Origin of the sequence: Nocardioides sp. (genome assembly GCF_036274455.1) — a bacterium.
Taxonomy (GTDB): Bacteria; Actinomycetota; Actinomycetes; order Propionibacteriales; family Nocardioidaceae; genus Nocardioides.
In genome coordinates this window covers 1-23,942 of sequence record NZ_DASUFR010000189.1, presented here as the reverse complement: position 1 = coordinate 23,942, position 23,942 = coordinate 1, and the positions used below count along the sequence as shown (strand labels likewise).

Here is a 23,942-nt window from a genome sequence, read left to right as displayed (position 1 = left end):
CCGGCGGGCCGGGGCTGCGCGTCGCGCTGACGCGCGCCGCCGCCCTCCCACCCCGTGTAGACGGAGCGAGGGCAGTGTGTGCGGGACGGGGGACGGGGAGGCCCGGCGGGCGGTGGTTGGGACTGGCCCCCCGGAGCGAGGGACGAGCGGAGGGGTGGATCCCGCCCGCCGGGCCTCCCCATCCCCCGGCCCGCTGACGGTGCCACGAACGAAGACCCAGACCCGACCTCAACCGACGTGGTCGACGACTCGGCCGGACATGGCCGGCTCGAGGGGGGTGTCGTCGAAGGGGCGGCGTACGTCGACCTGGCGGCTGAAGACCGAGCGTGGCCACCAGTCGGCGGTGCGGCGGGCCCGCTTGGGGGCGCCGCCGTACAGCGCCTCCACGCAGGTCTGCATCTCCGCGCGCCAGGTGCCGGCCTCCTGGCCGGTGGGCCGGGCGTAGCGGAGCCGTTCGAGCGAGTGCACGATCCGGTCCAGTGCGAACACGGCGTCGGGGTTGGTGTCCGGGCCGCGGCGCGGGCGGTCGGGCGTGAACTCGTCGCGCGGTGCGCCGAAGTGCTGGACCAGTGCCTCTCGGGTCTGCCAGGGGGATCTCTGGTTGGGCCATGGCAGCCGCAGGTCGATAGCGGTGTCGCGGAGCTCCTGCCAGGCCTCCTCGGGGCCGAGCAGCCCGCGCTGGTCGCGGCGGCGCCGGCGCACCGTCCGCGGGCCGAAGGCGACGGCGGCCACGAGCAGCACCAGGACGATGCCGCCGGCCAGCCAGGCCCAGGGGAAGGAGCCCTGGTCGGAGGACTGGTTGTTCTTCGCGTTCTCGTCGCCGGTGGGTTGCGCCTCGTTGGAGTCGCGGGCCAGTCCGGGGTCGGCCTCGGAGTTGGTCGCGGAGGGAGCCGCGGTCTCATTGCCGATGTTGACCGGCAGGGTGGTGTAGTTCGGTGCGTCGGTCGCGATGCCCTCGGCGCCGCCGGCCGGCGTCGGCTCGAAGCGCACCCAGCCGGAGCCGGAGAAGAACAGCTCGGGCCAGGCGTGCAGGTCGTGCGAGCTGTAGACCCAGGTGTCGTTCGCAACCTTGTCGGGCTCGAGGAAGCCGACCGCGACGCGCGCCGGGATCCCGAGCTCGCGGGCCATGACCGCCATCGCGGCGGCGAACTGCTCGCAGTAGCCGGTGCGGCCGCCGTCGCTCTGGGTCAGGAACCGGACCAGGTCATCGCTCCCGTTGCTGAGGCTGACGTCGGTGCTGTAGGTGAAGCCGCCCTTGGCCGGGTCGCGGAACCAGTCCTGGAGCGCGACGGCCTTCTCGAACCGGCTGGTCGCGCCGGCGGTGATCTCGGTGGTCAGGTCGCGCACCATCGGGTCCAGCCCCGGTGGGAGCCGGGTGAACTCGCGGTTGACCAGGGGGCCGGCGGGTGGCGCGTCGGCCAGCCGGTTGATGTCGTACTCGAGCTTGACGCCGGTGAGCGACCAGTGCAGCTGCGAGGTGTCGAGGTTGTCGCTGCTGGCGAGGAAGTCCATCGTCGTGGTGTCGTAGCGCCAGTCGCCGGGCGCATCGACCTCGGTGACCATCGACGTGGTCGGCAGCCAGGTCGACCGGAAGTCACGGGTGGCGTCGAGCGTGTAGTCGAACTGGTGCCTCGGCAGCTGGGCCGACACACCCACCAGGCCGGGCATCGAGCCGTCGGCCGCCTGGCTGCTGGGGACCTCGCGGTCACCGGAGCTCCACTCGTTGTCGCTGAACCGGTTGAGCACCGCGATCCGGAGGTAGGACGGGTCGGGGTCGTCGGTGTGGATCGTCACCAGCGGGATGTCGGCGCCGCGGACCAGATCGCGCTTCAGGTCGACCATCGGGTTGTGGATGTTGATGTCGTCGTCGCCACCGGAGCCCGGACCGAAGTTGAACAGGTGGACGCTGAACGTCGGCAGGAGCAACGGCACCACGATGGACAGCGCGGTGGCGACGCCCCCGATGGCGCGAGCTCCGGTGCGCGGCCACGACGGCACCGAGATCGGCTTGGGGTCGGAGTGGCCGTGGTCCTCGGCGAGGATCGGTCCCCAGCGGGCGACCTGCTCGGACTCGGAGAGGAAGAGCATGGCGAGGAAGCCGATGGCAGTGATCGTGTAGAGCAGCCAGTGGGGGCCGTCGCCGGTCATGCTCACCGGCACGCTGTAGATGGTCAGCAGCGGCAGGCCGGCGAGTGGCACCCGGCGCAGGGTGCACGCGCACAGGTCGACCAGCAGCAGGCAGGCCGCGCCACCGGCGATCAGCAGCGGGTGCACCGGGGGTTCCTCGGCCGGCACCGGGGGAGCGAAGCGGTTGGCGCTCTGCGCAGCATCCTGGAACGCCGTCTGCAGCTTGTCCCAGGAGTCCCCGATCGGGATCGGCGAGCCGCAGACGAAGACGGACACGAGCATGGCCGCGATGACGACCTGGGACAGCACCAGGAGCCCCCGCGGGACCCTCCACCAGCGACCGACCGCGCCGGTGCCCGCGATCGCGACCGCGATGACGAACAGCGGACCGAGGGTCTGGCCGAAGTCCTCGGTGAAGATCTGCCAGGTCAGCAGGGAGACCAGCGTGGTGCCCGCCGCGACGGCGGAGAGTCCGGCCAGTGCCACCGGGTGGGATCGGGTGCCGCCGACCATCAGGCCACCCCCTCGCCCTCGGGCACGGCGCCCGTCGGGACGGACACCGGCGCGGCGGGGACTACCCCGCGGGACCGAGAGCTCTGGGTGTGCCGCCGGCCGAGCTCGTCCCAGACCGCCCCGAGCCGGTCGGCCGGGCCGAGCGAGACCGAGCGCCAGCCCTGCTGGGTCAGCATCATGGACGCGTCGCGGCCACCGGCCTGCGGCGAGAGCCAGGCGTCGACGTCGACCACGACGGCGAGCGCCGAGCCGCTGTGCGCGTGCATCCGGCGCAGGATCGGTACGTCGCGCTGGTCGACGTGGCCGAGCACGGCCACCAGGAGCCCGTCACCGCCGGCCTCGGTGAGCCAGCCGGTGTCGAGGCTGGGCCGGGGAAGCGGCTGCACGACGGCGAGCGCCTCGAGCAGCGGCCCGGTGTTGAGGTCGGCGTCCCGGCTGTGCCAGTCGTTGGCACTGTCCTCGCCCGCAGCCGTGACCAGCCGGACCGTGAAGCCGCGCTTGCTCAGGTGCACCGCGATCGAGGCGGCCGCCGAGACCGCCGCCTCGAGCGAGGAGGCGATGCCCTGGCCGCGGTGGGCGACGACCCGGTTGTCGAGGAAGAGCGTCGCCCGGGACTCCCAGGGCTGCTCCTCGCGGCGCACCATCAGCTCGCCGACCCTCGCCGAGCTGCGCCAGTGGACCCGGCGCAGGTCGTCGCCGCGGCGGTACTCGCGCACGGTCACGTCCTCCGCGCTGCCCATCGCGAAGGCGCGGGGCCGGTTGTCGCCGGAGCCGGTCCAGGCGCCGCCGAGCGGGATGTGGGTGAGCGGCACCGTCCGCGGGGTCACGGTGAGGGGGACCGTGGTACGGAAGGCGCGGCCCAGCTCGACCAGGCCGAACGGGTCCTTGACCCGCACCGTCACCGGGCCGATCTCGAAGCGGCCGCGCACGTCGGAGCGGATCTGGTAGGTCACCTCGCGGTGCCAGCCGTGGCCGATGCCCTCGAGCACGAACCGCGGCCGAGTGCCCAGCACGTAGGGCAGGTGGTCCTCGAGCAGCAGGACCCCGCTCGGGGTGCGGCCCTCGTTGGTGAGCGCGAGGTTGACCGAGGCCGGCTGCCCCGCGGTGACCAGCTGCGGGTTGACCGTGCGGACCAGGGCCAGGCGGTAGCGGCTGCGGCCGATGAAGAACGCGCTCACCAACGGCAGCGCCAGGACCAGCACGCCTACCCTGCTCAGCGACGGCTGGCCGAGCACGATCGCGCAGACGATCGCGGTCACCCCGGCGGCCACGAACGCGCGGCCGCGGACCGTGAGCCCGGAGAGTGCCTCGCGCATCGGCGGCGTCCCTTCCCTAGGAGCTTGCCGGCACCGGCACGCTGGCCACGATCTCGTCGAGGATCGCGGAGGTGGAGCGGCCGCTCATGGAGGCCTCGACGCTGGGCAGCAACCGGTGCGCCAGCACCGGCCGGGCCAGCCCGTGCACGTCGTCGGGGAGGACGTAGTCGCGACCCTGCATCGCGGCCATCGCCTTGGACGCCCGCACGAGGTGCAGGGTGGCGCGCGGCGAGGCGCCGAGGGAGAGCTCGTCGGTGCGCCTGGTCGCCGCCGTGAGCGCGACGGCGTAGCGCTGCACCGCCTGGGAGACGTAGACCTGCCCCACGATGCCGATCAGCTTGCGGATCTCGGCCGCGTCGGTGACCGCCTCGAGGTCGTCGAGCGGGTTGGACTGCGCGCGCGAGTCGAGCATGGCGATCTCGGCCGCCTCGACGGGGTAGCCGACCGACACGCGGGCCATGAACCGGTCGCGCTGCGCCTCCGGGAGCGCGTAGGTGCCCTCCATCTCGATCGGGTTCTGGGTCGCGATGACCATGAACGGCGCCTCGAGGTGGTAGGTCGTGTTGTCGACGGTGACCTGTCGCTCCTCCATGCACTCGAGGAGGGCGGACTGCGTCTTGGGCGAGGCCCGGTTGATCTCGTCGCCGACCACGATGTTGGCGAAGACGCCTCCGGGCCGGAACTCGAACTCGCGGCTGTTCTGGTTGAACACCGAAACACCGGTCACGTCGGAGGGCAGCAGGTCGGGCGTGAACTGGATGCGGCGCACGGAGCAGTCGATGCTGCGGGCCAGCGCCTTGCTCAGCATCGTCTTGCCGACGCCGGGCACGTCCTCGATCAGCAGGTGACCCTCGGCGAGCAGCACCACGAGGGTTGACGAGACGACGTCGGCCTTGCCCTCGATGACCTTCTCGATGTTGGCGCGGACCCGGCCGGTGACCTTGGCCAGTGTCTCGAGGTCGGCGCCCCCAGCTGAGGCTCCCACAGTCGGCGTCTCCACGTGCGTTCCTTCCGCTCCCTGCTCATCATCCGCGCTTCACCACCGTAGGGCGTCCCGGCAACTTACGCGGTCGAGCGGCCGGCCCTCTCCTCTTCCACGGTCACGGTTCAGCATCGGTTCAGTGACCGGTGGCCGTCCAGACCTGGGGAGAAAAGGGAGCCGAGTGGCGATTTGTGGTTGACGGTGGGGGGAAGTGGGGTAATGTGGTGGAAAGTGGAGGAGATGGTCTCCCAGAAGTCGAACTAGCCGTGGAGGCGCCCGATGTTCTTCATGGGCACCTACACCCCCAAGCTCGACGACAAGGGGCGGCTGATCCTCCCGGCCAAGTTCAGGGACCGGCTCTCGGAGGGGCTCGTGGTGACACAGGGGCAGGAGAAGTGCCTCGACGTCTTCCCATCCGATGTGTTCATGGAGGAGGCCGAGCGCGCCCGCGCCAAGGGGATGACCTCGCGCAGCGGGCGTGACCAGGTCCGCATGCTCTTCTCGAGCGCCGAGGAGGTCGTGCCGGACAAGCAGGGCCGGATCGCGATCCCGCCGCCGCTGCGCGAGTACGCCGCGATCAGCCGCGACGTCGTCGTGATCGGCGCGATGGACCGGGTGGAGATCTGGGAGCCCTCGCGCTGGCGCGACTACAACGCCGCCGCCCAGGAGACGTTCGCCGAGCTCGACGAGGACCGCCCCAGGCAGGACTGAGCTCCACCAACCACCACAACTCAAGAGGGGATCGCAGGGCGAGGTCTCGGCCCGCTCCCGCAGCCCGAGCGTCTTCTTGGCACACCTTCCCCGGTGCCAAGCGACTTCCCACCTCCGGCAAGAGACACCTGGAACACCTTCCCCGGTCCCAGGCGTCGAGGACGGGCCTGAGACCTGGCCCTGCGATCCCTCCACTCCGCTCCACCTCTTCCCCGAGCAGCACCCGAGCAGCACCGAGTCATCGAAGGGTCGATCGATGAACCCCGCAGCCACCGAGACACCTCCGGCGCCCCGCCGGGTGCGCGAGCAGGCCCGCGAGGCCGCCACGCTGATGGCCTTCTCGGCGTTCACCTCGATGGCCCTCGCCAGCGCGCTGCTGGTCCTCAGTCGCCTCGGGCAACAGGGCTGACGAGAAGCAGTCATGGACAGTCCGTCACACGTCCCCGTCCTCCTCGACCGGGTCGTGGCGCTGCTGGCGCCCTCCCTCCAGGACGAGGGCTCGGTCATGGTCGACGCCACGCTCGGCCTGGGCGGCCACACCGAGGCCGTGCTCACCCGCTGCGCACTCACCCGGGTGGTCGGCATCGACCGCGATCCCGACGCCCTCGAGCTGGCCCGGCAGCGGCTGGCCGGCTTCGGCGACCGCTTCACCGGCGTGCACGCGGTCTACGACGAGCTGCCCGACCTGCTCCACGAGCAGGGCCTCGACGCGGTCGACGCCGTCCTGTTCGACCTCGGCGTCTCGTCGATGCAGCTCGACGTCCGCGAGCGCGGCTTCGCCTACTCCGAGGACGCGCCGCTCGACATGCGCATGGACGGCAGCACCGGGCCGACCGCCGCCGACGTCCTCAACACCTACTCGGCCAAGGAGCTCACCCGCGTGCTCCGTGAGTACGGCGAGGAGCGCTACGCCGGCCGGATCGCCGCCGCGATCGTGCGCCAGCGTGAGCACGCGCCGTTCACGACCTCCGCGCGCCTGGTCGAGCTGCTGTACGCCGAGATCCCGGCGCCCGCCCGGCGCACTGGCGGCCACCCGGCCAAGCGGACCTTCCAGGCGCTCCGGATGGAGGTCAACGACGAGCTCGCCGTGCTGCGCCGGGCGATCCCCGCGGCCATCGACGCGATCCGGGTCGGCGGCCGCGTGGTGGTCGAGTCCTACCACTCCCTCGAGGACCGGCTGGTCAAGCAGGCGTTCACCGCGGTGACGCGCTCCGAGGCGCCACCGGACCTGCCGGTGGTGCCCGAGGAGCTGCAGCCGGCCTTCCGGCTCGTGACCCGCGGTGCCGAGCGGGCGAGCGCCGACGAGATCGCCACCAACCCGCGCGCCGCCTCGGTCCGGCTGCGCGCGATCGAACGGATCAAGGACACAAGAGGAGCAGCCGCATGACTACCCACCGAAACCGTGTCCAGGGGCGCTCCGCGCGGAGTGGCCACGCTTCCGGCGGGGCCCGAGAAGCATGAGCAGCCCAGCCCTCCAGCTCCGCGAGCGGGTCCCCAGGCTCGCCGAGGACGCGGTCGCCCGCGCCCGGCTCGCCGTCGTGCCCCGCCGGCGGGTCCGCGCGGCCCGGATGCCGTTCGTGACCCTGGTCAGCCTGGTCCTGCTCGGCGGTGTGGTCGGGCTGCTCTGCTTCAACACCCAGATGCAGCAGGTGTCGTTCGCCGCCACGTCGCTGGAGGCCGAGGCGAACAACCTCGCCGCCCGCCAGCAGACCCTGCACAGCGAGCTGCAGACGCTCAACGACCCCCAGCACCTGGCGGCCAAGGCCCAGGCGCTCGGGATGGTCGTGGGGGAGAGCGCGTGCACGGTCCGGCTGGCCACCGGCGCGACCCAGACCGACTGCGCGCCGGCCACGGCGGCCAACACCCCGGCGCTGCAGCCGAAGCCGCCGAAGAAGCCGGCGGTGCTCGACCCCAAGCCGGTCGTCGTCGAGGTCCCGGCCGCGCCCGGGTCGGGACACGGTCGACACGGCGGACACGGCGGACACGGCCACCGCGACACGGGTCGCGGCTGACCCGAACCGGGCCGCGGACCCGGCAGGATGGGCGGCCCCACCTTCAACACCAGTCACACCAACCCCATCAACCACAGTCCAGAGACCACAGCGACCGCGAGAGAGACACCGTGCCCCGCACCCGCTCCCGCCACCCGGCGACCCGGCCGCCGAGCCGGCGAGGTTCGCCGCAGGTGCGGCTGCGGGTCGGCTTCGTGCTGATCGCGATGGTGCTCTCGCTGTTCGGGGCCCGGCTGGTGCAGCTCCAGGGGCTCGACCCCGAGCAGTACGCCGAGATGGCCGCCGCCGAGGGCACCGTCGAGGTGGTGCTGCCCGCCGAGCGGGGCGACATCCTCGACCGCAACGGCCAGCCGCTGGCGGCGTCGATCGACGGCCTGATGGTGGTCGGCGACCCGAAGCAGACCGAGGACAAGGCCGCCGAGATCGCGCGCTTCCTGGCCCAGCGGCTCGACGTCGACTACTTCACCGTCCTCAAGCGGCTGCGCGCCAAGGACAGCCGGTTCGAGTACCTCGCCCGCCACGTCCCGTCGACGCTGGCGAACGACGTGCTCCAGGAGGCCGAGGACCGCGGCTTCAAGGGGCTCTCGACCCGGCGCGACGCCGTCCGCACCTACCCGGGCCACGACGTGGCCGCCAACCTGGTCGGCTTCATGGGCACCGACAAGCCCTACGGCGGCCTGGAGGAGATCTTCAACAAGGCGCTCTCCGGCAAGGACGGCAAGGAGCGCTACGAGGTCGGCGCCGGCAACCGGATCCCGCTGGGCAACAGCACCGAGATCCCGGCGGTCGACGGGCAGGACCTGCACACCACGATCGACCGCGACCTGCAGTGGTACACCCAGCGCGTGCTCCGCCAGGCGGTCGAGCAGGCGCGGGCCCTCTCCGGCGTCGCGATCGTCATGGACAGCCGCACCGGTGAGGTGCTCGCGCTGGCCGACGACCCGACGTTCGACGCCGACAACCCGGGCGCGTCCCCGGTCCGCGACCGTCGGGCCCGCTCCCTCAACCTGTCCTACGAGCCCGGGTCGGTCGAGAAGGTGCTCACCCTCTCCGCCCTGATCGACGCCGGCCAGGTCAACGCGCGCACCAAGCTGCTGGTCCCGGGCGAGCTGCACCGCGAAGACCGCGTCATCCACGACCACTGGGAGCACGGCCTGATCAAGCTGACGCTGGCCGGCGTCCTCGCCAAGTCGTCCAACGTCGGCACCGTGCTGGCCGCGGACCGGTTCGCACCGGGCCAGCTGCGCTCCTACCTCACCAGGTTCGGCCTCGGCCAGCCCACCAACGTCGGCCTCGGGGCCGAGTCGCGAGGCAACCTGCCCGACCCGAGCGTCTGGAACGACCAGATCGAGGACCGCATCGACTTCGGCCAGTCGCTGTCGGTCAACGCCATGCAGATGGCCGCCGCGGTCAACACGATCGCCAACCACGGCGTCCGGGTCGACCCCACGCTGATCCAGGGCGAGGCCAGGCGCGACGACGGCATGGAGATCGGCACCGACGTCTCCACCGAGCGCCGCGTGGTCTCCAAGGAGGCGGCGCGTCAGATGACGCTGATGATGGAGCGGACCGTCGACCCCGAGGACGGGGTCGCACCGCTCGCCCAGGTGCCGGGCTACGTGGTCGCCGGCAAGACCGGCACCGCCCAGCGCGTCGGCACCTGCGGCACCGGCGCGTCCGAGCACAGCTGCTACGACGGCACCAACACCGTCTCCTTCGCCGGTTTCGCCCCGGCGCAGAATCCCAGGTTCACCGTCTACGTCGTCATCCAGGCTCCGAAGGTCGCCGGCGCCGGTGGTGGCGCGACGGCCGGGCCGGTCTTCTCGAAGCTGATGGGCTACGCGCTGCAGCGGTACGGCGTCGCGCCCATCAACAAGGTGCAGACCCGTCTCCCGGTCGAGTGGTAGACCGAGCGGTGTGAGTGTCCCCACGCGGCCCGAGAGGCCGCCCGCGACGCCGCTGGGCGAGCTCGCGGACTGGCTCCGGGCCGCGTCGTACGACGTCACCCGCTCCGGCGACCAGACCACGGTCGTCACCGGGCTCACGCTCAGCTCGCAGCGGAGCCATCCGGGAGACCTGTACGCCGCGCTGCCCGGCTCCCGCGCCCACGGGATGGCCTTCGCCGAGGACGCCCTGGCCGCGGGTGCCGTCGCGCTCCTGACCGACCCGGCCGGGGCCGCGGACGCCCCGGCGGAGGTCCCGCGGCTCGTCGTGGCCGAGCCGCGCCGGTTGCTCGGCCGGCTGGCTGCGCGCGTCTACGGCGACCCGGCCTCGGCGCTGCGGACCATCGGCGTGACCGGCACCCAGGGCAAGACCACCACCACCCGCCTGGCCGAGGGCGGACTCGAGCGGGCCGGGGTCCGGGCCGGGGTGATCGGCACGGTCGGCACCCGGATCGCGGGCGAGGAGGTCAAGACCACGCTCACGACACCGGAGGCCCCCGACCTGCACGCGCTGTTCGCGGTGATGCGCGAGCGCGAGGTCACCGCCTGCGCCATGGAGGTGAGCAGCCACGCGCTGGTGATGGGCCGGGTGGACGGCGTGGTCTTCGACGTGGCCGTCTTCCTCAACCTGGGCCGCGACCATCTCGACTTCCACGCCGACGAGGAGGACTACTACCGGGCCAAGGCGTCGCTGTTCACCCCCGAGCGGGCGCGGCTGGCCCTGGTCTGCGTCGACGACGAGCACGGCCGGCGGCTTGCCGGCGAGACCCGACTGCCGGTGCGCACGTTCTCCGCGCAGGATCACGACGCCGACTGGACGGTTGCCGACCTCAGCGCGGGGCCGCAGGGCACGACGTTCCGGGTGCACGGCCCCGGCGTGGACGCCTGGGGTGGCGTTCCGCTCCCGGGCTCCTTCAACGTCTCCAACGCCCTGGCCGCCGTGGCGGCCTGCGGGGAGGCCGGGCTGGACGCCGCCGCCGTCGCCCAGGCGATCGCGGCCGGGGACGGCGTGCCGGGACGGCTCGAGCGGATCGAGGCCGGCCAGCCGTTCACGGTGGTCGTCGACTACGCGCACAAGCCCGATGCCGTCGAGGCCGCGCTCCGGAGCCTGCGCCCGCTCACCGAGGGCCGCCTGATCGTGGTGCTCGGGGCCGGCGGCGACCGCGACCCGGGCAAGCGGCCGCTGATGGGGGCGCTGGCCGCGCGGCTCGGCGACGTCGTCGTGGTGACCGACGACAACCCGCGGACCGAGGACCCGGCCGCGATCCGGGCCGCGGTTCTCGAGGGGACCCGGACGGGTACTGCCCGGGTCATCGAGGAGGGCGATCGCCGGGCGGCCATCGCCACCGCGCTGGAGCTGGCCCGACCCGGCGACATCGTGGTGGTGGCGGGGAAGGGTCACGAGACCGGTCAGGAGGTCGACGGGGTGGTGCACCCCTTCGACGACCGCGACGTGGTGCGCGAGCTGCTGGGCGCGGTCCACCAGAGATAGACGGGGGCAACCGGTCCACGGCGGGCCGCGTCGGACTCCGGGCCGGCGTACGGAATCATGGGCCAGCGGTCGGGGCCGTCACTGAAAGGGAGCGAATGATCACCCCACGAGATCGCGAGGAGTGGGCGGCGCTGCGCGCCGGTCGCTCGCGTTTCGGCGGGGACCGCGAAAAATGAGAGGCATCCTGCTCAGCGGCGCCTTCGCGCTCCTCGTGTCCCTCCTCGGGACGCGCGTGGCGATCAACCAGTTCCGCAGGCTCGGCTTCGGGCAGCAGATCCGCGACGACGGCCCGACCAGCCATCACACCAAGCTCGGCACACCGACGATGGGGGGCGTGGTCATCATCCTGGCCACGCTGTGCGGCTACTTCCTGGCCAAGCTGATCACGATGAGCGCGCCGACCGGCTCGGCGCTGCTCCTGCTCTTCCTCTTCGTCGGGCTGGGCGCGGTCGGGTTCCTCGACGACTACATCAAGGTCGCGCGACAGCGCAGCCTCGGGCTGCGGAGCAAGGCGAAGATGATCGGGCAGACCCTGGTCGCGCTGGTCTTCGGAGGCCTGGCGCTGGCGCCCTGGCTCGAGGACGAGAACGGCCTGACGCCCGCCTCGAAGCACCTCTCGTTCATCCGCGACTGGGAGAGCTTCACCCTGCCCACCGTCGTGGTGATGGCGGTGATCTGGCTCATCGTGACCGCGACGAGCAACGGGGTGAACCTCACCGACGGCCTCGACGGGCTCGCCGCCGGCGCCTCGATGATGGTCTTCGGCGCCTACATGCTGGTCAACATCTGGCAGAACAACCAGTCCTGCGCCTCCGACACCCTCGACCCCGACAACGTGAGCCTCTGCTACACCGTGCGCGACCCGCTGGACCTCGCAGTGCTGGCCGCCGCGCTCACCGGTGCGTGCTTCGGCTTCCTGTGGTGGAACGCCTCGCCCGCCGCGATCTTCATGGGCGACACCGGCTCGCTCGCGCTGGGCGGCGCGGTGGCGGGGCTGGCCGTCCTCACCCGCACCGAGCTCCTGCTGGTCATCCTCGGCGGCCTGTTCGTCCTCGAGACCGTCTCGGTGATGCTGCAGGTCACCACGTTCAAGGTCAGCAAGAAGCTGACCGGGACCGGACGAAGAGTCTTCCGGATCGCGCCGATCCACCACCACTTCGAGATGCTCGGCTGGGAGCAGGTCACGGTGACGATCCGGTTCTGGATCATCTGCGGCATCTGCGTCGCCGCCGGGCTCGGCGTCTTCTACGCCGAGTGGGTCTCGGGCATCGGATGATCACCCCACGAAACCGCGAGGCGGAGGCGCCCGGAAGAGAGGACCTGGTGACCGATCCGTGGGTGCCGGATCGCGCCGTTGCATGGCGCGGGCACCACCACGACCGGTCGGTGGCTTTGCGGAGGGAGATCGACACCTGGTGCCGGAGATCCTCGGCACAGGCGGGTGCGGGCCTGCTACGCGCGCGGCCGCCAACCCACGGATCCGTCAGAAGAGCCGAAGAAGCATGAATCCCCTCGCCCTGGGCCGGCACGACTCCTGGGACGGCGTACGCGCGGTGGTAGCCGGCTTCGGGGTCTCCGGCTTCGCCGTGGCCGACAACCTGCTCCACCTCGGCGCCACGGTCACCGCCCTGGACGAGCGCGCCGAGGCCCCCGACGGTCGCGCCTCCAAGGCGGAGCTGCTCGAGGTGCTCGGCGCCTCGATCCGGCTGGGTGAGGGCGCGACCGCGGTCCTCCCTGACGACGTCGACCTGCTGGTGACCTCGCCCGGCTGGCGGCCGGACGCCCCGCTGCTGGCGCAGGCGCGCGCCCGCGGCGTACCGATCTGGGGCGAGGTCGAGCTCGCCTGGCGGCTGCGCGACCCAGACCACGCCACGCCCTGGCTCGCGGTGACCGGCACCAACGGCAAGACGACGACAGTGCAGATGCTCGAGGCGATCCTGCGCGCGGCGGGGCTGCGCAGCGTCGCCGCCGGCAACGTCGGGCTGCCCCTCGTCGAGGCGGTGATGGACCCGGAGCCGTACGACGTCCTGGCGGTCGAGCTGTCCAGCTTCCAGCTGCACTACACCGACTCGATGAGCTGCGAGGCGGCCGTGGTGCTCAACCTCGCCGAGGACCACCTCGACTGGTATGAGTCCATGGCGGCCTACGCCGCGGACAAGGGCCGGATCTACGAGCGGGTCCAGCGCGCCTGCGTCTACAACGTGGCCGACCCGGTCACCGAGGAGCTGGTCCGCGCGGCCGACGTGGTCGAGGGCGCCCGGGCGATCGGCTTCACGCTCGGCATGCCCGCGGTGGGGATGGTCGGCGTGGTCGACGACATCCTGGCCGACCGGGCCTTCATCGAGGAGCGCGAGACCAGCGCCGCCGAGCTCTGCACGCTGGCCGACCTCACCCCGCCGGGTGCCAGCGGCCCGGCGCCGCACACCGTCCAGAACGCCCTGGCCGCCGCCGCGCTGGCTCGCGCGCACGGCGTCGGACAGGCCGCGGTGCGAGACGGGCTGCGCGGCTTCCGCCCCGACGGCCATCGGATCGCGCTGGTCGCCGTGCACGACGGTGTGGCGTGGGTCGACGACTCCAAGGCCACCAACCCGCACGCCGCGCTGGCCTCGCTGGTCGCCTACGACCCGGTGGTCTGGGTCGCCGGGGGACTGGCCAAGGGCGCCTCGTTCGACGAGCTGGTCCGGACCGTGGCCGGCCGGCTCCGCGGCGTCGTCCTGATCGGCCGGGACCGCGACGTGATCGCGCGGGCTCTTGCGCGACACGCACCGGATGTACGGGTCATCGAGATCGGGACAGGTGAGACTGCTGGGGCAGAAGGTGACCATGCGTCTGATGAGGCAACCCCGATGAGACGCGCCGTGGCCGCCGCCGCCGAGCTCGCTCGGCCGGGCGACACGGTGCTCCTCGCCCCCGGGTGCGCCTCGCAGGACCTGTTCACCGACTACAGGGCCCGAGGCGACGCGTTCGCCGGGGCGGTGCAGGAGCTGACCGGCCGGGAGTGAGCGGCCAGGACCGAGCGGAAGGGGTGGGCCACCGGTGACCACCGTTCACCCCGAGCGCACCCGGATCCGTCGGTTCGAGCTGCCCGCACTGCCCTCGCGGCTCCGGCTGCGCCGCCGGCTGGCACACGTGGTGGCGACCGAGTCCCCGGTCCGCCCGCGCAGCTGGTTCGCGTCGCTGCGCGCCGCGCTGGACCGTCCGCTGACGTCCTACTACCTGCTCCTGGGCGCCTCGGCACTGCTGCTCACGATCGGCCTGATCATGGTGCTGAGCGCCAGCAGCGTCTATTCCTACGAGCACTACGACGGCGACTCCTACGCCGTGGTCCGCAAGCAGCTGGTCTGGGTGCTGATCGGCCTGCCCCTGGGCTGGCTGGCCAGCAGGCTCCCGCACCGCCTGATCCGGCGGCTGGCCTATCCCGGCTTCTCGGTCTCGCTGGTCCTGCTCCTGCTCACGGCGTTCCTCGGCGTGCGGATCAACGGCAACCAGAACTGGCTGGCGGTGGGCCCGATCCAGATCCAGCCGTCGGAGATCGCCAAGCTCGCGATGGTGATCTGGGCGGCGCACATCTACGCCAACAAGGAGCGCCGCCTCGACAGCACCCACGAGATCATCGTCCCGGTGGTGCCGGGGATGGTCCTGGCCACCGGCCTGGTCGTGTTCGGCAACGACCTCGGCACCGCGCTGGTCCTGGTCGCGCTGCTGTTCGGCGAGCTGTGGGTGGTCGGCGCCCCGCGGCGCTTCTTCACGATCATGTTCTCGTTCGTGGCGGTGGTGCTCCTGGCCCTCGTCGCGACCAACGCCGAGCGGCTGGGCCGGATCACCAACTTCCTCGACCCGTTCAACGACTTCGCCGGCCGCGGCTGGCAGCCGGCGCACGGGCTCTACGCGCTCTCGACCGGCGGCCTGTTCGGACAGGGCATCGGCGCCAGCCAGCAGAAGTGGGGCGACCTGCCCGAGGCGCACACCGACTTCATCTTCGCGGTGCTCGGTGAGGAGCTCGGGCTGGCCGGCACCCTGCTCGTCGTGCTGCTCTTCCTCACCATCGCCTTCGCCGCGCTGCGGATCGCCCGGCACACCGCCGACCCGTTCGTCCGCTACACGTCGTTCGGCATCGTGGTCTGGCTGGTCGGGCAGATGATGATCAACGTGGGCATGGTGCTGGCCCTGCTCCCGGTGATCGGCATCCCGCTGCCGCTGATCTCCTACGGCGGCTCCTCGCTGCTCCCCTCGCTGGTCGCGCTCGGCCTGCTCGTGGGCTTCGCCCGCCGCGAGCCGGAGGCGGCCCGGGCCCTGGCCCAGCGTCGCAAGCTGCGCTCGGCCGGACTGTCGGCGCGCTGATCGGCCGCTCCCACTCTCTACTCTTTCCAGCGATGCGCATCCTGCTCGCCGGCGGCGGCACCGCCGGCCACACCTCCCCGCTGCTGGCCACCGCCGACGCCCTGCGCCGGCTCGAGCCCGCGGTGGAGATCACCTGCCTGGGCACGCCCAGGGGGCTGGAGAACCGGGTCGTCCCCGAGGCCGGCTACCCGCTGGAGCTGATCCCGCCCGTCCCGCTGCCACGAAAGCCCTCGATGGAGCTCCTCAGGGTCCCCGGCCGGCTGCGCGGTGCGGTGAAGGAGGCGCGGGCCGTCCTCGACCGGGTGCGTCCCGACGCGCTGGTGGGCTACGGCGGCTATGTCTCGGTGCCGGCCTACCTCGCCGCCCGCCGGGCCGGGGTACCCGTCGTGGTGCACGAGCAGAACTCGCGGCCCGGCCTGGCCAACAAGGTCGGCGCGCGGATCGCCCGCCGGGTCGCGGTCAGCTTCCCGGACACGCCGCTCCCGCACGCGGAGTACGTCGGGCTGCCGATCCGCACGATGATCTCCCGCCTCGACCGGGCGGCGCTGCGGCCCGAGGCGCGGGCCTTCTTCGGCCTCGACCCGGAGCTGCCGACGCTGGTCGTGACCGGTGGCTCGCAGGGTGCCCGGAGCATCAACACCGCGGTGGCGGGAGCCGCCCGCGCACTGGGCGAGGCCGGGGTGCAGGTGCTGCACGTGGTGGGGCCCAACAACGACGTGGTGCCCCAGGAGGACGCCCTTCGAGGCTCGCAAGCTCGCACCTCAGGAGAACTGCCTCCCTATGTGCAGGTGGGCTTCGTGGACCGCATGGACTACGCCCTCGCGACCGCGGACCTCATGGTCTGCCGGGCCGGGGCCTCCAGCGTGACCGAGGCGGCGGCGGTCGGCGTGCCGGCAGTCTTCGTGCCGCTCCCGATCGGCAACGGCGAGCAGCCGCTCAACGCCAAGCCGGTCGTCGACGCGGGCGGAGCCCTCATGGTCTCCGACGCGGAGTTCACCTCGGCCTGGGTGACCGAGCACGTGCCGCGGCTGGTCACCGACGCGGACCGGCTGGCCGCGATGGGGGCCGCCGCGTCGGCCCGGATCCCGCGTGACGCCGATGAGAAGCTCGCCCGGATCGTGCTGGAGACGGTGCGATGAAGCTGGCCGTGCCGGACGAGCTCCTGCCGGCGCACCGTCTCGGGCACGTGCACTTCGTCGGTATCGGCGGCGCCGGGCTCTCCGCGATCGCGCGGATCATGCTCGCCCGCGGCATCCGGGTCAGCGGCAGCGACGGCGTCGAGTCACCCACCCTCGACGCGCTGCGGTCGCTGGGGGCGCGCGTGCACGTCGGGCACGCCGCCGACCACCTCGGCGACGCGGACACCGTGGTCGTTTCGACCGCGGTGCGCGAGGACAACCCCGAGTACACCGCCGCGCTCGCCCGCGACCTGCGGGTGCTGCCCCGGTCGGCCGCGCTCGCCTCGGTGATGGCCGGCCGGCGGGTGGTGGCCGTGGCCGGCACCCACGGCAAGACCACGACCACCGCGCTGCTCACCGCCGCCCTCGACGCGGCCGGGGCGGAGCCGACGTACGCCATCGGTGCCGACCTGGCCGCGACCGGCAGCAACGCGGCCGAGGGCACCGGCGAGCTGTTCGTGGCGGAGGCCGACGAGAGCGACGGCGCCTTCCTCCACTACGCGCCGTACGCCGCCGTCGTGACCAACGTGGAGGCCGACCACCTCGACCACTGGGGCACCGAGGAGGCCTACGCGCAGGCCTTCGACGACTTCGCACTGACGATCGACACCGAGGGTTTCCTGGTCTGCTGCGTGGACGACCCCGGCGCCGAGGCGCTCGCCGAGCGCCAGGCGAAGGCGGGGCTGCGCGTGGTGACCGTCTCCACCCGGGACGGCGCCGCCGACGTCGGGCCGGACGCGCTCGCGGGCACCGAGCTCTGGTCGCCCGGCGACCACTACCTGGCGGACGCGCTCATGGCCCTGGCCGCCGGCAGGGCGCTGGGCTACCCCGACGCGGACCTGCTGCGCGGGATCGGCTCCTTCTCCGGCACCCGGCGGCGCATGGAGCGCAAGGGCGAGGCCGGTGGCATCCGGGTCTACGACAGCTATGCCCACCACCCGACCGAGATCGACGGCGACCTGGCCGCCGCGCGCGCCCTGGCGGGGGAGGGCCGCCTCGTCGTGGCGTTCCAGCCGCACCTGGTCTCGCGCACCCGCGCGTTCGGCCCGGCGATGGGTGCGGCGCTGGGAGCCGCCGACGAGGTCGTCGTCACCGGTGTCTACCTGGCCCGCGAGGACGCCGACCCCGACGTGACCGGCGCGGAGGTCGCGGACGGCGTACCCCTGCCGGCCGAGCGCGTCGCCTTCGTGCCCGAGCTCGACGACGTCCCTGCCGCGCTCGTCGCCCGGGCGCACCCGGGCGACCTCGTGCTGACGCTCGGAGCGGGCAGCATCACCGACGTCGGGCCCCGGGTGCTGGAGCTTCTGGATGGCGCCGATGCGTAGCCTGCGCCGCACCGCCGCCGGCTCGGCAGAGACCGAGGTCGTCGACCGGGCCACCCGGCGCAGCCGGCGCCGGTTCGCGCGCCGTCAGTGGCGGCGCCGATGGCTGGCGTGGCGCTACGTCCTCGTCGTCGCCGTGGTGCTCGCCCTCGTCGGCTTCGGCGTCTACGCCGTCTACTACTCCAGCTGGCTGGCCGTGGAGGACGTCGAGGTCAGTGGCGCCCAGACCGTCACCGCCGGCGACATCCGGGCCCGCTCCGGCATCGACGACGGCGAGCCGCTGATCCGCGTCGACCTGGCCGCGGCCGAGCACCGCATCGGCTCTCTGGCCGTGGTCAAGACGGTGTCGGTGACCCGGCAGTGGCCGCACGGCGTCCTGATCTCCATCCAGGAGCGGGTCCCGATCGCGGTGGTCGAGATCGGCGACCAGCTGCGGGGCATGGACGAGGACGGCGTCGTCTTCCGCTCCTACAAGCAGGCACCGCCGGGGCTGCCGCGCGTCGAGACCTCGATCGGCACCACGTCGGCGGCGCTCAAGGAGGCGGCCGACGTGATCTCCGCGCTGCCGCAGGACCTGAGCCTCCAGGTCGAGCACGTCGAGGTGAGGACCGTCGACCAGATCTCGCTGGTGCTCAAGGACGGCCGAGTCGTCATCTGGGGGAGCGCGGACCAGTCCGACACCAAGGCCGAGGTCGCCGCGCAGCTGCTGGCCACCGTCAAGGCGCAGACCTACGACGTCTCGGTGCCGTCGAAGCCGACCACCGCTCCCTGAACCTCCACCGTCGCCCCGCGTGTCGCCACAACTGCGGGCACCGCGGTCCCTACTGTCATCGGCACGGACAGGTTGACATAACTATAACCCTCAGCCTGAGGGTGACAGTTGAGGACACACCGGACTGCAGACCAGCCAGAGAGGGCGAAGCCGTGGCAGCACAGAACTACCTGGCGATCATCAAGGTCGTCGGAATCGGCGGGGGCGGCGTCAACGCCGTCAACCGGATGATCGAGGTCGGGCTCAAGGGTGTGGAGTTCATCGCCATCAACACCGACGCCCAGGCCCTCCTGATGAGCGACGCCGACGTCAAGCTCGACATCGGCCGCGAGCTCACCCGCGGCCTCGGCGCCGGCGCCAACCCCGACGTCGGCCAGAAGGCCGCCGAGGACCACGCCGACGAGATCGAGGAGGTCCTCAAGGGCGCCGACATGGTGTTCGTGACCGCCGGCGAGGGCGGCGGCACCGGCACCGGCGGCGCGCCGGTCGTCGCGCGCATCGCGCGGTCGCTCGGCGCGCTGACCATCGGCGTGGTGACCCGCCCGTTCGCGTTCGAGGGGCGGCGCCGGGCCAACTCCGCCGAGGAGGGCATCGCCAACCTCCGCGAGGAGGTCGACACCCTGATCGTGATCCCCAACGACCGGCTGCTCTCGATCTCCGACCGCAACGTCTCGGTCCTCGACGCGTTCAAGCAGGCCGACCAGGTCCTCCTGCAGGGCGTCAGCGGCATCACCGACCTCATCACGACCCCCGGGCTGATCAACCTCGACTTCGCCGACGTCAAGTCGGTGATGGCCAACGCCGGCTCGGCGCTGATGGGCATCGGCTCGGCCCGCGGCGAGGACCGCTCGGTGGCCGCGGCGGAGATGGCCGTGTCCAGCCCGCTGCTCGAGGCGTCGATCGACGGCGCCCACGGCGTGCTGCTCTCGATCGCCGGCGGCTCCGACCTCGGCCTGTTCGAGATCAACGAGGCCGCCGCGCTGGTCGCCGAGGCCGTGCACCCCGAGGCCAACATCATCTTCGGCGCCACCATCGACGACGCGCTCGGCGACGAGGTCCGGGTGACGGTGATCGCGGCGGGCTTCGACGGAGGCATGCCCAAGCGCGCCCACGAGGGCAACACCCTGCGTCGCCCCACCCCGCAGCAGTCGCAGGCCGAGACCCGGGCGGCCGCGGCCGCGGCCGCGGCCCAGCGGCAGGAGGAGAAGGCGAAGGAGAAGGACAAGGTCACCGTCCCCGCGACGCCGGCCCCCACTTCCACCGGGTCCTCGACCGCGTCGCGCCCGGCGCCGAAGCCGATGCAGTTCGAGGACGACGACCTGGACGTGCCCGACTTCCTCAAGTAGTCAACAGTAGGAGCGTGTACTCCTTCCGCACCCGGCTGGCCACGTCCCTGGGCACATCTCGGGGCACATCTCGGGGCACCGCCGACGTGGCCTTCACCGACAGGTACGGCGGGGTCAGTGCGGCGCCTTTCGACGAGCTCAACCTCGCGGTCGCCGGCGGTGACACGCCGGCGGCCAAGGCCGAGAACCTCCGGCGGCTGATGGACGACTTCGCCCCCGGTGACGTGGTCTGCGACCTCTACCAGGTGCACGGCGCCGACGTGGTGCAGGCGGCGCAGCAGTGGCCCGAGCGGCCGCACGCCGACGGCATCGTGGCCACGGAGCCCGGCCTGACACTCCTGGTCCGGGCCGCGGACTGCGTCCCGGTGCTGCTGGTGGCGCCCGGCGAGGGGATCGTCGGCGCCGCGCACGCGGGCCGGCCCGGGATGACCAAGGGAGTCGTCCCGGCCACGGTGGGCCGGATGCGTGACCTGGGCGCGGGCGCTGTCGAGGCGTGGCTCGGCCCGCACGTGTGCGGCCGGTGCTACGAGGTGCCCGACGAGATGCGCGACGAGGTCGCCGCCGACGTCCCGGCGTCCTACGGCGAGACCGCCTGGGGCACCCCGGCGGTAGACCTCGGCGCCGGGATCAGGGCCCAGCTCGAACAGCTCGATGTCGTCGTCCACGACGAGAGCCGGTGCACCCGCGAGTCTCCCGACCTCTACTCCTACCGACGCGACGGCGATCGTGCCGGCCGGCTGGCCGGTGTGGTCCGGCTCGGGGCGGCATGAGCCGCCGCAAGGAGGTCGCGGCCGGCCTGGCCCGGGTGCGCGAGCGCATCGCCGGCGCCTGCGCCGACGTGCAGCGCGACCCGGCCGAGGTGCGGCTGGTCGTGGTCACCAAGTTCTTCCCGCCCTCCGACGTCCGGCTGCTCGCCGACCTGGGCGTGACCGACGTCGGCGAGAACCGCCACCAGGAGGCGCAGGCCAAGGCGACGGAGTGCCGCGACCTCGGCCTCACGTGGCACTTCATCGGCGGGCTCCAGAGCAACAAGGCCGCCGCGGTGACGGCCTACGCCTCGGTGGTCGAGTCGGTCGACCGGCGCAAGCTGGTCGGCCCCCTCTCACGAGGTGCCCACGAGCACGACCGCGAGGTCGACGTCCTGCTCCAGGTCTCTCTGGACCCGCCGGGCGCGGTGGGCCGGTCGGGCGCGGATCCCGAGGCGCTGGCCGACCTCGCCGCCGCAGTCGACGAGGCCGGCATGCTCAAGCTGCGGGGGCTGATGGCCGTCGCACCGGTCGGGGAGGACCCTGCGGCGGCGTTCGCCCGGCTGGCCGCCGTACGCACCGGGTTCCTCGCCCACCACCCGGGCGCCACGTGGCTCTCAGCGGGCATGAGCGGGGACCTGGAGGCGGCGATCCGGGCCGGCGCGACACACGTGCGTGTCGGCTCCGCGGTCCTCGGATCGAGACCCGCCAACCACTAGTGTCCCAAGTAGTTCCAGTTCGACACAGTCAGGAAAGCGCGGCCCTGCGACGGGGCCGCCGGACCCGGAAGGCCTTGCGACCATGAGCGGCGCGATGCGCAGGATCGGCGAGTACCTCGGCCTGCTCGAGGACACCGGCCGTTACGACGACGACTACGACGGCTACGACGACGACGCGTACGACGGTCACTACTCCGAGGAGACCACCCCTGTCGCGGCCGCCAAGCCGTCGCGCCGCGAGCAGCGCGAGGCCCGCCAGGCCGCGACCGTCGCCCACCTCGACGACCGGCGCCGCGGTGGCACGGCGACCATCGCCGCGCCTCGAGTGGCCGAGCTGTCCCGGATCACCACGCTGCACCCGCGCACCTACAACGAGGCCCGCACCGTCGGTGAGAACTACCGCGACGGCACGCCGGTGATCATGAACCTCACCGAGATGGACGACAACGACGCCAAGCGGCTCGTCGACTTCGCCGCCGGCCTGATCTTCGCCACCCGCGGCTCGATCGAGCGGGTCACCAGCAAGGTCTTCCTGCTCTCCCCGCCGAACGTCTCGGTCGCAGCCGAGGACAAGGCCCGCATCGCCGACGGCGGCTTCTTCAACCAGAGCTGACTCCCGCGGCGGTGCACGGGCGATCCGACTCCGCGTGCCGATGCGGGCGGCCGCCCACCGACCCGGCATGATCGTCGCGTGCACGTCGTCCTGTCGGTCATCCACATCGCGCTGTGGGTCTTCATCGCGCTCATGTGGATCCGGTTCGTCGTGGACTGGGTGCAGATCTTCGCGCGCAACTGGACGCCGACCGGGATCCTGCTGGTCCTGCTCGAGCTCGTCTACTCGACGACCGATCCGCCGATCAAGGCGCTGCGCAAGGTGATCCCGCCGTTGCGGCTGGGCCAGATCGCCATCGACCTGTCCTTCATCATCGTGATGATCGTCGCCTACATACTGCTCTACATCGTGGGTGGGTTCGTCTAGTGACCCTGAGACCAGCCGTGACGGGACCTGCCAGTCCGAAGCACCTGTCACAACTGCCCCACAACAGGCGCTAGAGTTCCCGCAAGAAGACTTGGCCGGCCTGGCCAGCCGGGAGACAGTGGATGTCGCTGAACTCGAAGAACCTCGACATGACGAATGGGTGGAAACATGCCGCTGACGCCTGAAGACGTGAGCAACAAGCGCTTCACGCCAGTCCGGCTCCGCGAGGGCTACGACATGGGTGAGGTGGACCAGTTCCTCGACGAGGTCGAGGCCGAGCTGGCCCGGCTCACCAAGGAGAACGACGACCTGCGTGCCAAGCTGGCCGCGGCACAGACCGGCGCCGCCAGCTTCCAGGACAACCCGCCCACCGCCCAGACGCCCGCGATCCAGGAGCACACGCCCGAGCCGGAGCCCGAGCCGGAGCCGGCTCCGCCGCCGCCGGCCCCCGAGCCGGTGGCCGTGGCCGCCGAGGCCGCTCCCCAGACCATCCGGGTCGAGACCGTCCCCGAGGCCTCCAACGCCGCCGCCCGCCTGCTGGAGATCGCCACCCGCAACGCCGACGAGCTGGTCGAGCAGGCCAAGGACGAGGCCGACAAGATCATCGGCGAGGCCCGGACCAAGTCCGAGCGGCTCGAGTCCGAGGCCAAGGTCAAGGCCGACCGGCTCGAGTCCGACGCGCGCACCCGCGCCCAGATGCTCGACTCCGAGACCGCCGAGCGGCGCCAGCAGATGTTCGGCGAGCTCGAGCGCGAGCGGGACAAGCTCAACAGCGAGGTGGAGACCCTCCGCGCCTTCGAGCGCGAGTACCGCTCCCGCCTCAAGAGCTACTTCACCCAGCAGCTCGAGGCGCTCTCGGGTCCGGGCGAGGCACCGGCGGTCTCCGACGAGCAGCCGCCGGCGCCCAAGCGGCTGCGCTCGATCCTCGGGGACGACGAGGTCTGAGCGCGGCTCAACGCCCCCTGACCTGCGGGTTCTCGGCGCCAGCGCGCCCGAGGGCTGGGACCACGGGTTGAGCGCGCCTGTTTGAGTGGGCGCAGGTCAGCCGATACGGTTCCCGCCAGCACCGTGGCCACTGCCACGGGTCCGGCCACCAGGAAGGCCCCGCTCGATGGCCCGTACCAGCTCCCGTTCCCTCGCCGGTCGGACGGTCGCCACCGCCCGCAAGGTGATCGGCCGCCGTACCGCCAAGACCACCTCCGGGGCGTCCGGCGCCGCGCGCACCACGGCCAAGGCCGCGGCGACGAAGAAGACCACGGCGACGGCCGCCAAGAAGGCGGCTCCGGCGAAGAAGGCGGCTCCGGCGAAGAAGGCGGCGCCGGCGAAGAAGGCCGCGCCCGCGAAGAAGGCCGCGCCGGCCAAGAAGGCCGCGCCGGCCAAGAAGGCGGCAACGGCGAAGAAGGCCGCGCCGGCCAAGAAGGCCGCGCCGGCCAAGAAGGCCGC

General features: G+C 72.4%; 22 protein-coding genes. 19 read left to right on the top strand and 3 right to left on the bottom strand.

Annotation, left to right across the window (positions count from 1 at the left end; translation table 11 throughout):
• Nucleotides 1-228: 228 nt before the first annotated feature.
• From VFV89_RS19040 to VFV89_RS19030, 3 genes are read right to left on the bottom strand one after another with little or no spacing between them, the layout of a single operon-like run.
• Entirely contained in the window at nucleotides 229-2,640 is a 2,412-nt protein-coding gene (locus VFV89_RS19040; protein WP_329707544.1) for a DUF3488 and transglutaminase-like domain-containing protein, read from the bottom strand.
• Entirely contained in the window at nucleotides 2,640-3,956 is a 1,317-nt protein-coding gene (locus VFV89_RS19035) for a DUF58 domain-containing protein (RefSeq protein WP_329707543.1), read from the bottom strand. Before VFV89_RS19035 ends, VFV89_RS19040 begins: the two co-directional genes overlap by 1 nt.
• A 16-nt stretch (nucleotides 3,957-3,972) precedes the next feature.
• Nucleotides 3,973-4,956, bottom strand: coding sequence for an AAA family ATPase (locus VFV89_RS19030; RefSeq protein ID WP_414690406.1), 984 nt, complete (start codon nucleotides 4,954-4,956; stop codon nucleotides 3,973-3,975).
• 261 nt (nucleotides 4,957-5,217) lie between these two features.
• Here VFV89_RS19030 and mraZ point away from each other — a divergent pair, with 261 nt between their 5' ends.
• The 19 genes from mraZ to VFV89_RS18935 form a co-directional block, all read left to right on the top strand.
• Nucleotides 5,218-5,649: a division/cell wall cluster transcriptional repressor MraZ gene (gene mraZ, locus VFV89_RS19025; protein ID WP_329707542.1), complete on the top strand. Its 432-nt coding sequence runs from the start codon at nucleotides 5,218-5,220 to the stop codon at nucleotides 5,647-5,649.
• Nucleotides 5,650-5,905: 256 nt separating this feature from the next.
• On the top strand, nucleotides 5,906-6,058 hold the full coding sequence (locus VFV89_RS19020) for a hypothetical protein (RefSeq protein ID WP_329707541.1): 153 nt from the start codon (nucleotides 5,906-5,908) through the stop codon (nucleotides 6,056-6,058).
• Between the two features lie 12 nt (nucleotides 6,059-6,070).
• Nucleotides 6,071-7,036 (top strand): 16S rRNA (cytosine(1402)-N(4))-methyltransferase RsmH, encoded by a 966-nt coding sequence (rsmH, locus tag VFV89_RS19015; RefSeq protein WP_329707540.1) that lies wholly within the window; start codon nucleotides 6,071-6,073, stop codon nucleotides 7,034-7,036.
• 70 nt (nucleotides 7,037-7,106) lie between these two features.
• Nucleotides 7,107-7,661 carry a hypothetical protein gene (locus VFV89_RS19010; protein WP_329707539.1) on the top strand — a complete coding sequence of 185 codons (555 nt, stop codon included), beginning with the start codon at nucleotides 7,107-7,109 and terminating at the stop codon, nucleotides 7,659-7,661.
• A gap of 173 nt (nucleotides 7,662-7,834) precedes the next feature.
• Nucleotides 7,835-9,568, top strand: a complete 1,734-nt coding sequence (locus tag VFV89_RS19005) for a penicillin-binding protein 2 (RefSeq protein WP_329707538.1) — start codon at nucleotides 7,835-7,837, stop codon at nucleotides 9,566-9,568.
• 52 nt (nucleotides 9,569-9,620) lie between these two features.
• Entirely contained in the window at nucleotides 9,621-11,096 is a 1,476-nt protein-coding gene (locus VFV89_RS19000; RefSeq protein ID WP_414690407.1) for a UDP-N-acetylmuramoyl-L-alanyl-D-glutamate--2,6-diaminopimelate ligase, read from the top strand.
• Between the two features lie 172 nt (nucleotides 11,097-11,268).
• Nucleotides 11,269-12,372 (top strand): phospho-N-acetylmuramoyl-pentapeptide-transferase, encoded by a 1,104-nt coding sequence (mraY, locus tag VFV89_RS18995; protein WP_329707536.1) that lies wholly within the window; start codon nucleotides 11,269-11,271, stop codon nucleotides 12,370-12,372.
• Between the two features lie 226 nt (nucleotides 12,373-12,598).
• A complete protein-coding gene (gene murD / locus VFV89_RS18990) occupies nucleotides 12,599-14,098 on the top strand; it encodes a UDP-N-acetylmuramoyl-L-alanine--D-glutamate ligase (protein ID WP_329707535.1) in 1,500 nt (499 codons plus the stop codon).
• Nucleotides 14,099-14,132: 34 nt separating this feature from the next.
• Nucleotides 14,133-15,437: a putative lipid II flippase FtsW gene (gene ftsW, locus VFV89_RS18985; RefSeq protein WP_329707534.1), complete on the top strand. Its 1,305-nt coding sequence runs from the start codon at nucleotides 14,133-14,135 to the stop codon at nucleotides 15,435-15,437.
• Nucleotides 15,438-15,469: 32 nt separating this feature from the next.
• On the top strand, nucleotides 15,470-16,576 hold the full coding sequence (gene murG, locus VFV89_RS18980; protein ID WP_329707533.1) for an undecaprenyldiphospho-muramoylpentapeptide beta-N-acetylglucosaminyltransferase: 1,107 nt from the start codon (nucleotides 15,470-15,472) through the stop codon (nucleotides 16,574-16,576).
• Entirely contained in the window at nucleotides 16,573-17,940 is a 1,368-nt protein-coding gene (gene murC, locus VFV89_RS18975; protein WP_329707532.1) for a UDP-N-acetylmuramate--L-alanine ligase, read from the top strand. The genes murG and murC overlap by 4 nt, the downstream gene beginning before the upstream one ends.
• A complete protein-coding gene (locus tag VFV89_RS18970; protein ID WP_329707531.1) occupies nucleotides 17,933-18,709 on the top strand; it encodes a cell division protein FtsQ/DivIB in 777 nt (258 codons plus the stop codon). The genes murC and VFV89_RS18970 overlap by 8 nt, the downstream gene beginning before the upstream one ends.
• 152 nt (nucleotides 18,710-18,861) lie before the next feature.
• Entirely contained in the window at nucleotides 18,862-20,055 is a 1,194-nt protein-coding gene (gene ftsZ, locus VFV89_RS18965) for a cell division protein FtsZ (protein WP_329707530.1), read from the top strand.
• Between the two features lie 14 nt (nucleotides 20,056-20,069).
• Nucleotides 20,070-20,825 (top strand): peptidoglycan editing factor PgeF, encoded by a 756-nt coding sequence (gene pgeF / locus VFV89_RS18960; protein WP_329707529.1) that lies wholly within the window; start codon nucleotides 20,070-20,072, stop codon nucleotides 20,823-20,825.
• Nucleotides 20,822-21,520, top strand: a complete 699-nt coding sequence (locus VFV89_RS18955; RefSeq protein ID WP_329707528.1) for a YggS family pyridoxal phosphate-dependent enzyme — start codon at nucleotides 20,822-20,824, stop codon at nucleotides 21,518-21,520. The genes pgeF and VFV89_RS18955 overlap by 4 nt, the downstream gene beginning before the upstream one ends.
• A gap of 82 nt (nucleotides 21,521-21,602) precedes the next feature.
• A complete protein-coding gene (locus tag VFV89_RS18950) occupies nucleotides 21,603-22,133 on the top strand; it encodes a cell division protein SepF (RefSeq protein WP_329707527.1) in 531 nt (176 codons plus the stop codon).
• Between the two features lie 78 nt (nucleotides 22,134-22,211).
• Nucleotides 22,212-22,499, top strand: coding sequence for a YggT family protein (locus VFV89_RS18945; RefSeq protein WP_329707526.1), 288 nt, complete (start codon nucleotides 22,212-22,214; stop codon nucleotides 22,497-22,499).
• Nucleotides 22,500-22,655: 156 nt separating this feature from the next.
• The gene (locus tag VFV89_RS18940; RefSeq protein WP_329707525.1) at nucleotides 22,656-23,444 is read left to right on the top strand and encodes a DivIVA domain-containing protein; all 789 of its coding nucleotides are present in this window, start codon (nucleotides 22,656-22,658) and stop codon (nucleotides 23,442-23,444) included.
• A gap of 166 nt (nucleotides 23,445-23,610) precedes the next feature.
• Nucleotides 23,611-23,942 (top strand): hypothetical protein (locus VFV89_RS18935; protein ID WP_329707524.1); only part of this gene is annotated, 332 nt, incomplete at its 3' end.

Coding starts and splice junctions, on each gene's coding strand:
- rsmH (WP_329707540.1), top strand. CDS start 6,071: ATGGACAGTCCGTCACACGTCCCCGTCCTCCTCGACCGGGTCGTGGCG.
- VFV89_RS19020 (WP_329707541.1), top strand. CDS start 5,906: ATGAACCCCGCAGCCACCGAGACACCTCCGGCGCCCCGCCGGGTGCGC.
- VFV89_RS19040 (WP_329707544.1), bottom strand. CDS start 2,640: ATGGTCGGCGGCACCCGATCCCACCCGGTGGCACTGGCCGGACTCTCC.
- mraY (WP_329707536.1), top strand. CDS start 11,269: ATGAGAGGCATCCTGCTCAGCGGCGCCTTCGCGCTCCTCGTGTCCCTC.
- murC (WP_329707532.1), top strand. CDS start 16,573: ATGAAGCTGGCCGTGCCGGACGAGCTCCTGCCGGCGCACCGTCTCGGG.
- murG (WP_329707533.1), top strand. CDS start 15,470: ATGCGCATCCTGCTCGCCGGCGGCGGCACCGCCGGCCACACCTCCCCG.
- VFV89_RS18940 (WP_329707525.1), top strand. CDS start 22,656: ATGGGTGGAAACATGCCGCTGACGCCTGAAGACGTGAGCAACAAGCGC.
- VFV89_RS18955 (WP_329707528.1), top strand. CDS start 20,822: ATGAGCCGCCGCAAGGAGGTCGCGGCCGGCCTGGCCCGGGTGCGCGAG.
- VFV89_RS19010 (WP_329707539.1), top strand. CDS start 7,107: ATGAGCAGCCCAGCCCTCCAGCTCCGCGAGCGGGTCCCCAGGCTCGCC.
- VFV89_RS18950 (WP_329707527.1), top strand. CDS start 21,603: ATGAGCGGCGCGATGCGCAGGATCGGCGAGTACCTCGGCCTGCTCGAG.
- VFV89_RS19035 (WP_329707543.1), bottom strand. CDS start 3,956: ATGCGCGAGGCACTCTCCGGGCTCACGGTCCGCGGCCGCGCGTTCGTG.
- VFV89_RS18970 (WP_329707531.1), top strand. CDS start 17,933: ATGCGTAGCCTGCGCCGCACCGCCGCCGGCTCGGCAGAGACCGAGGTC.
- murD (WP_329707535.1), top strand. CDS start 12,599: ATGAATCCCCTCGCCCTGGGCCGGCACGACTCCTGGGACGGCGTACGC.
- mraZ (WP_329707542.1), top strand. CDS start 5,218: ATGTTCTTCATGGGCACCTACACCCCCAAGCTCGACGACAAGGGGCGG.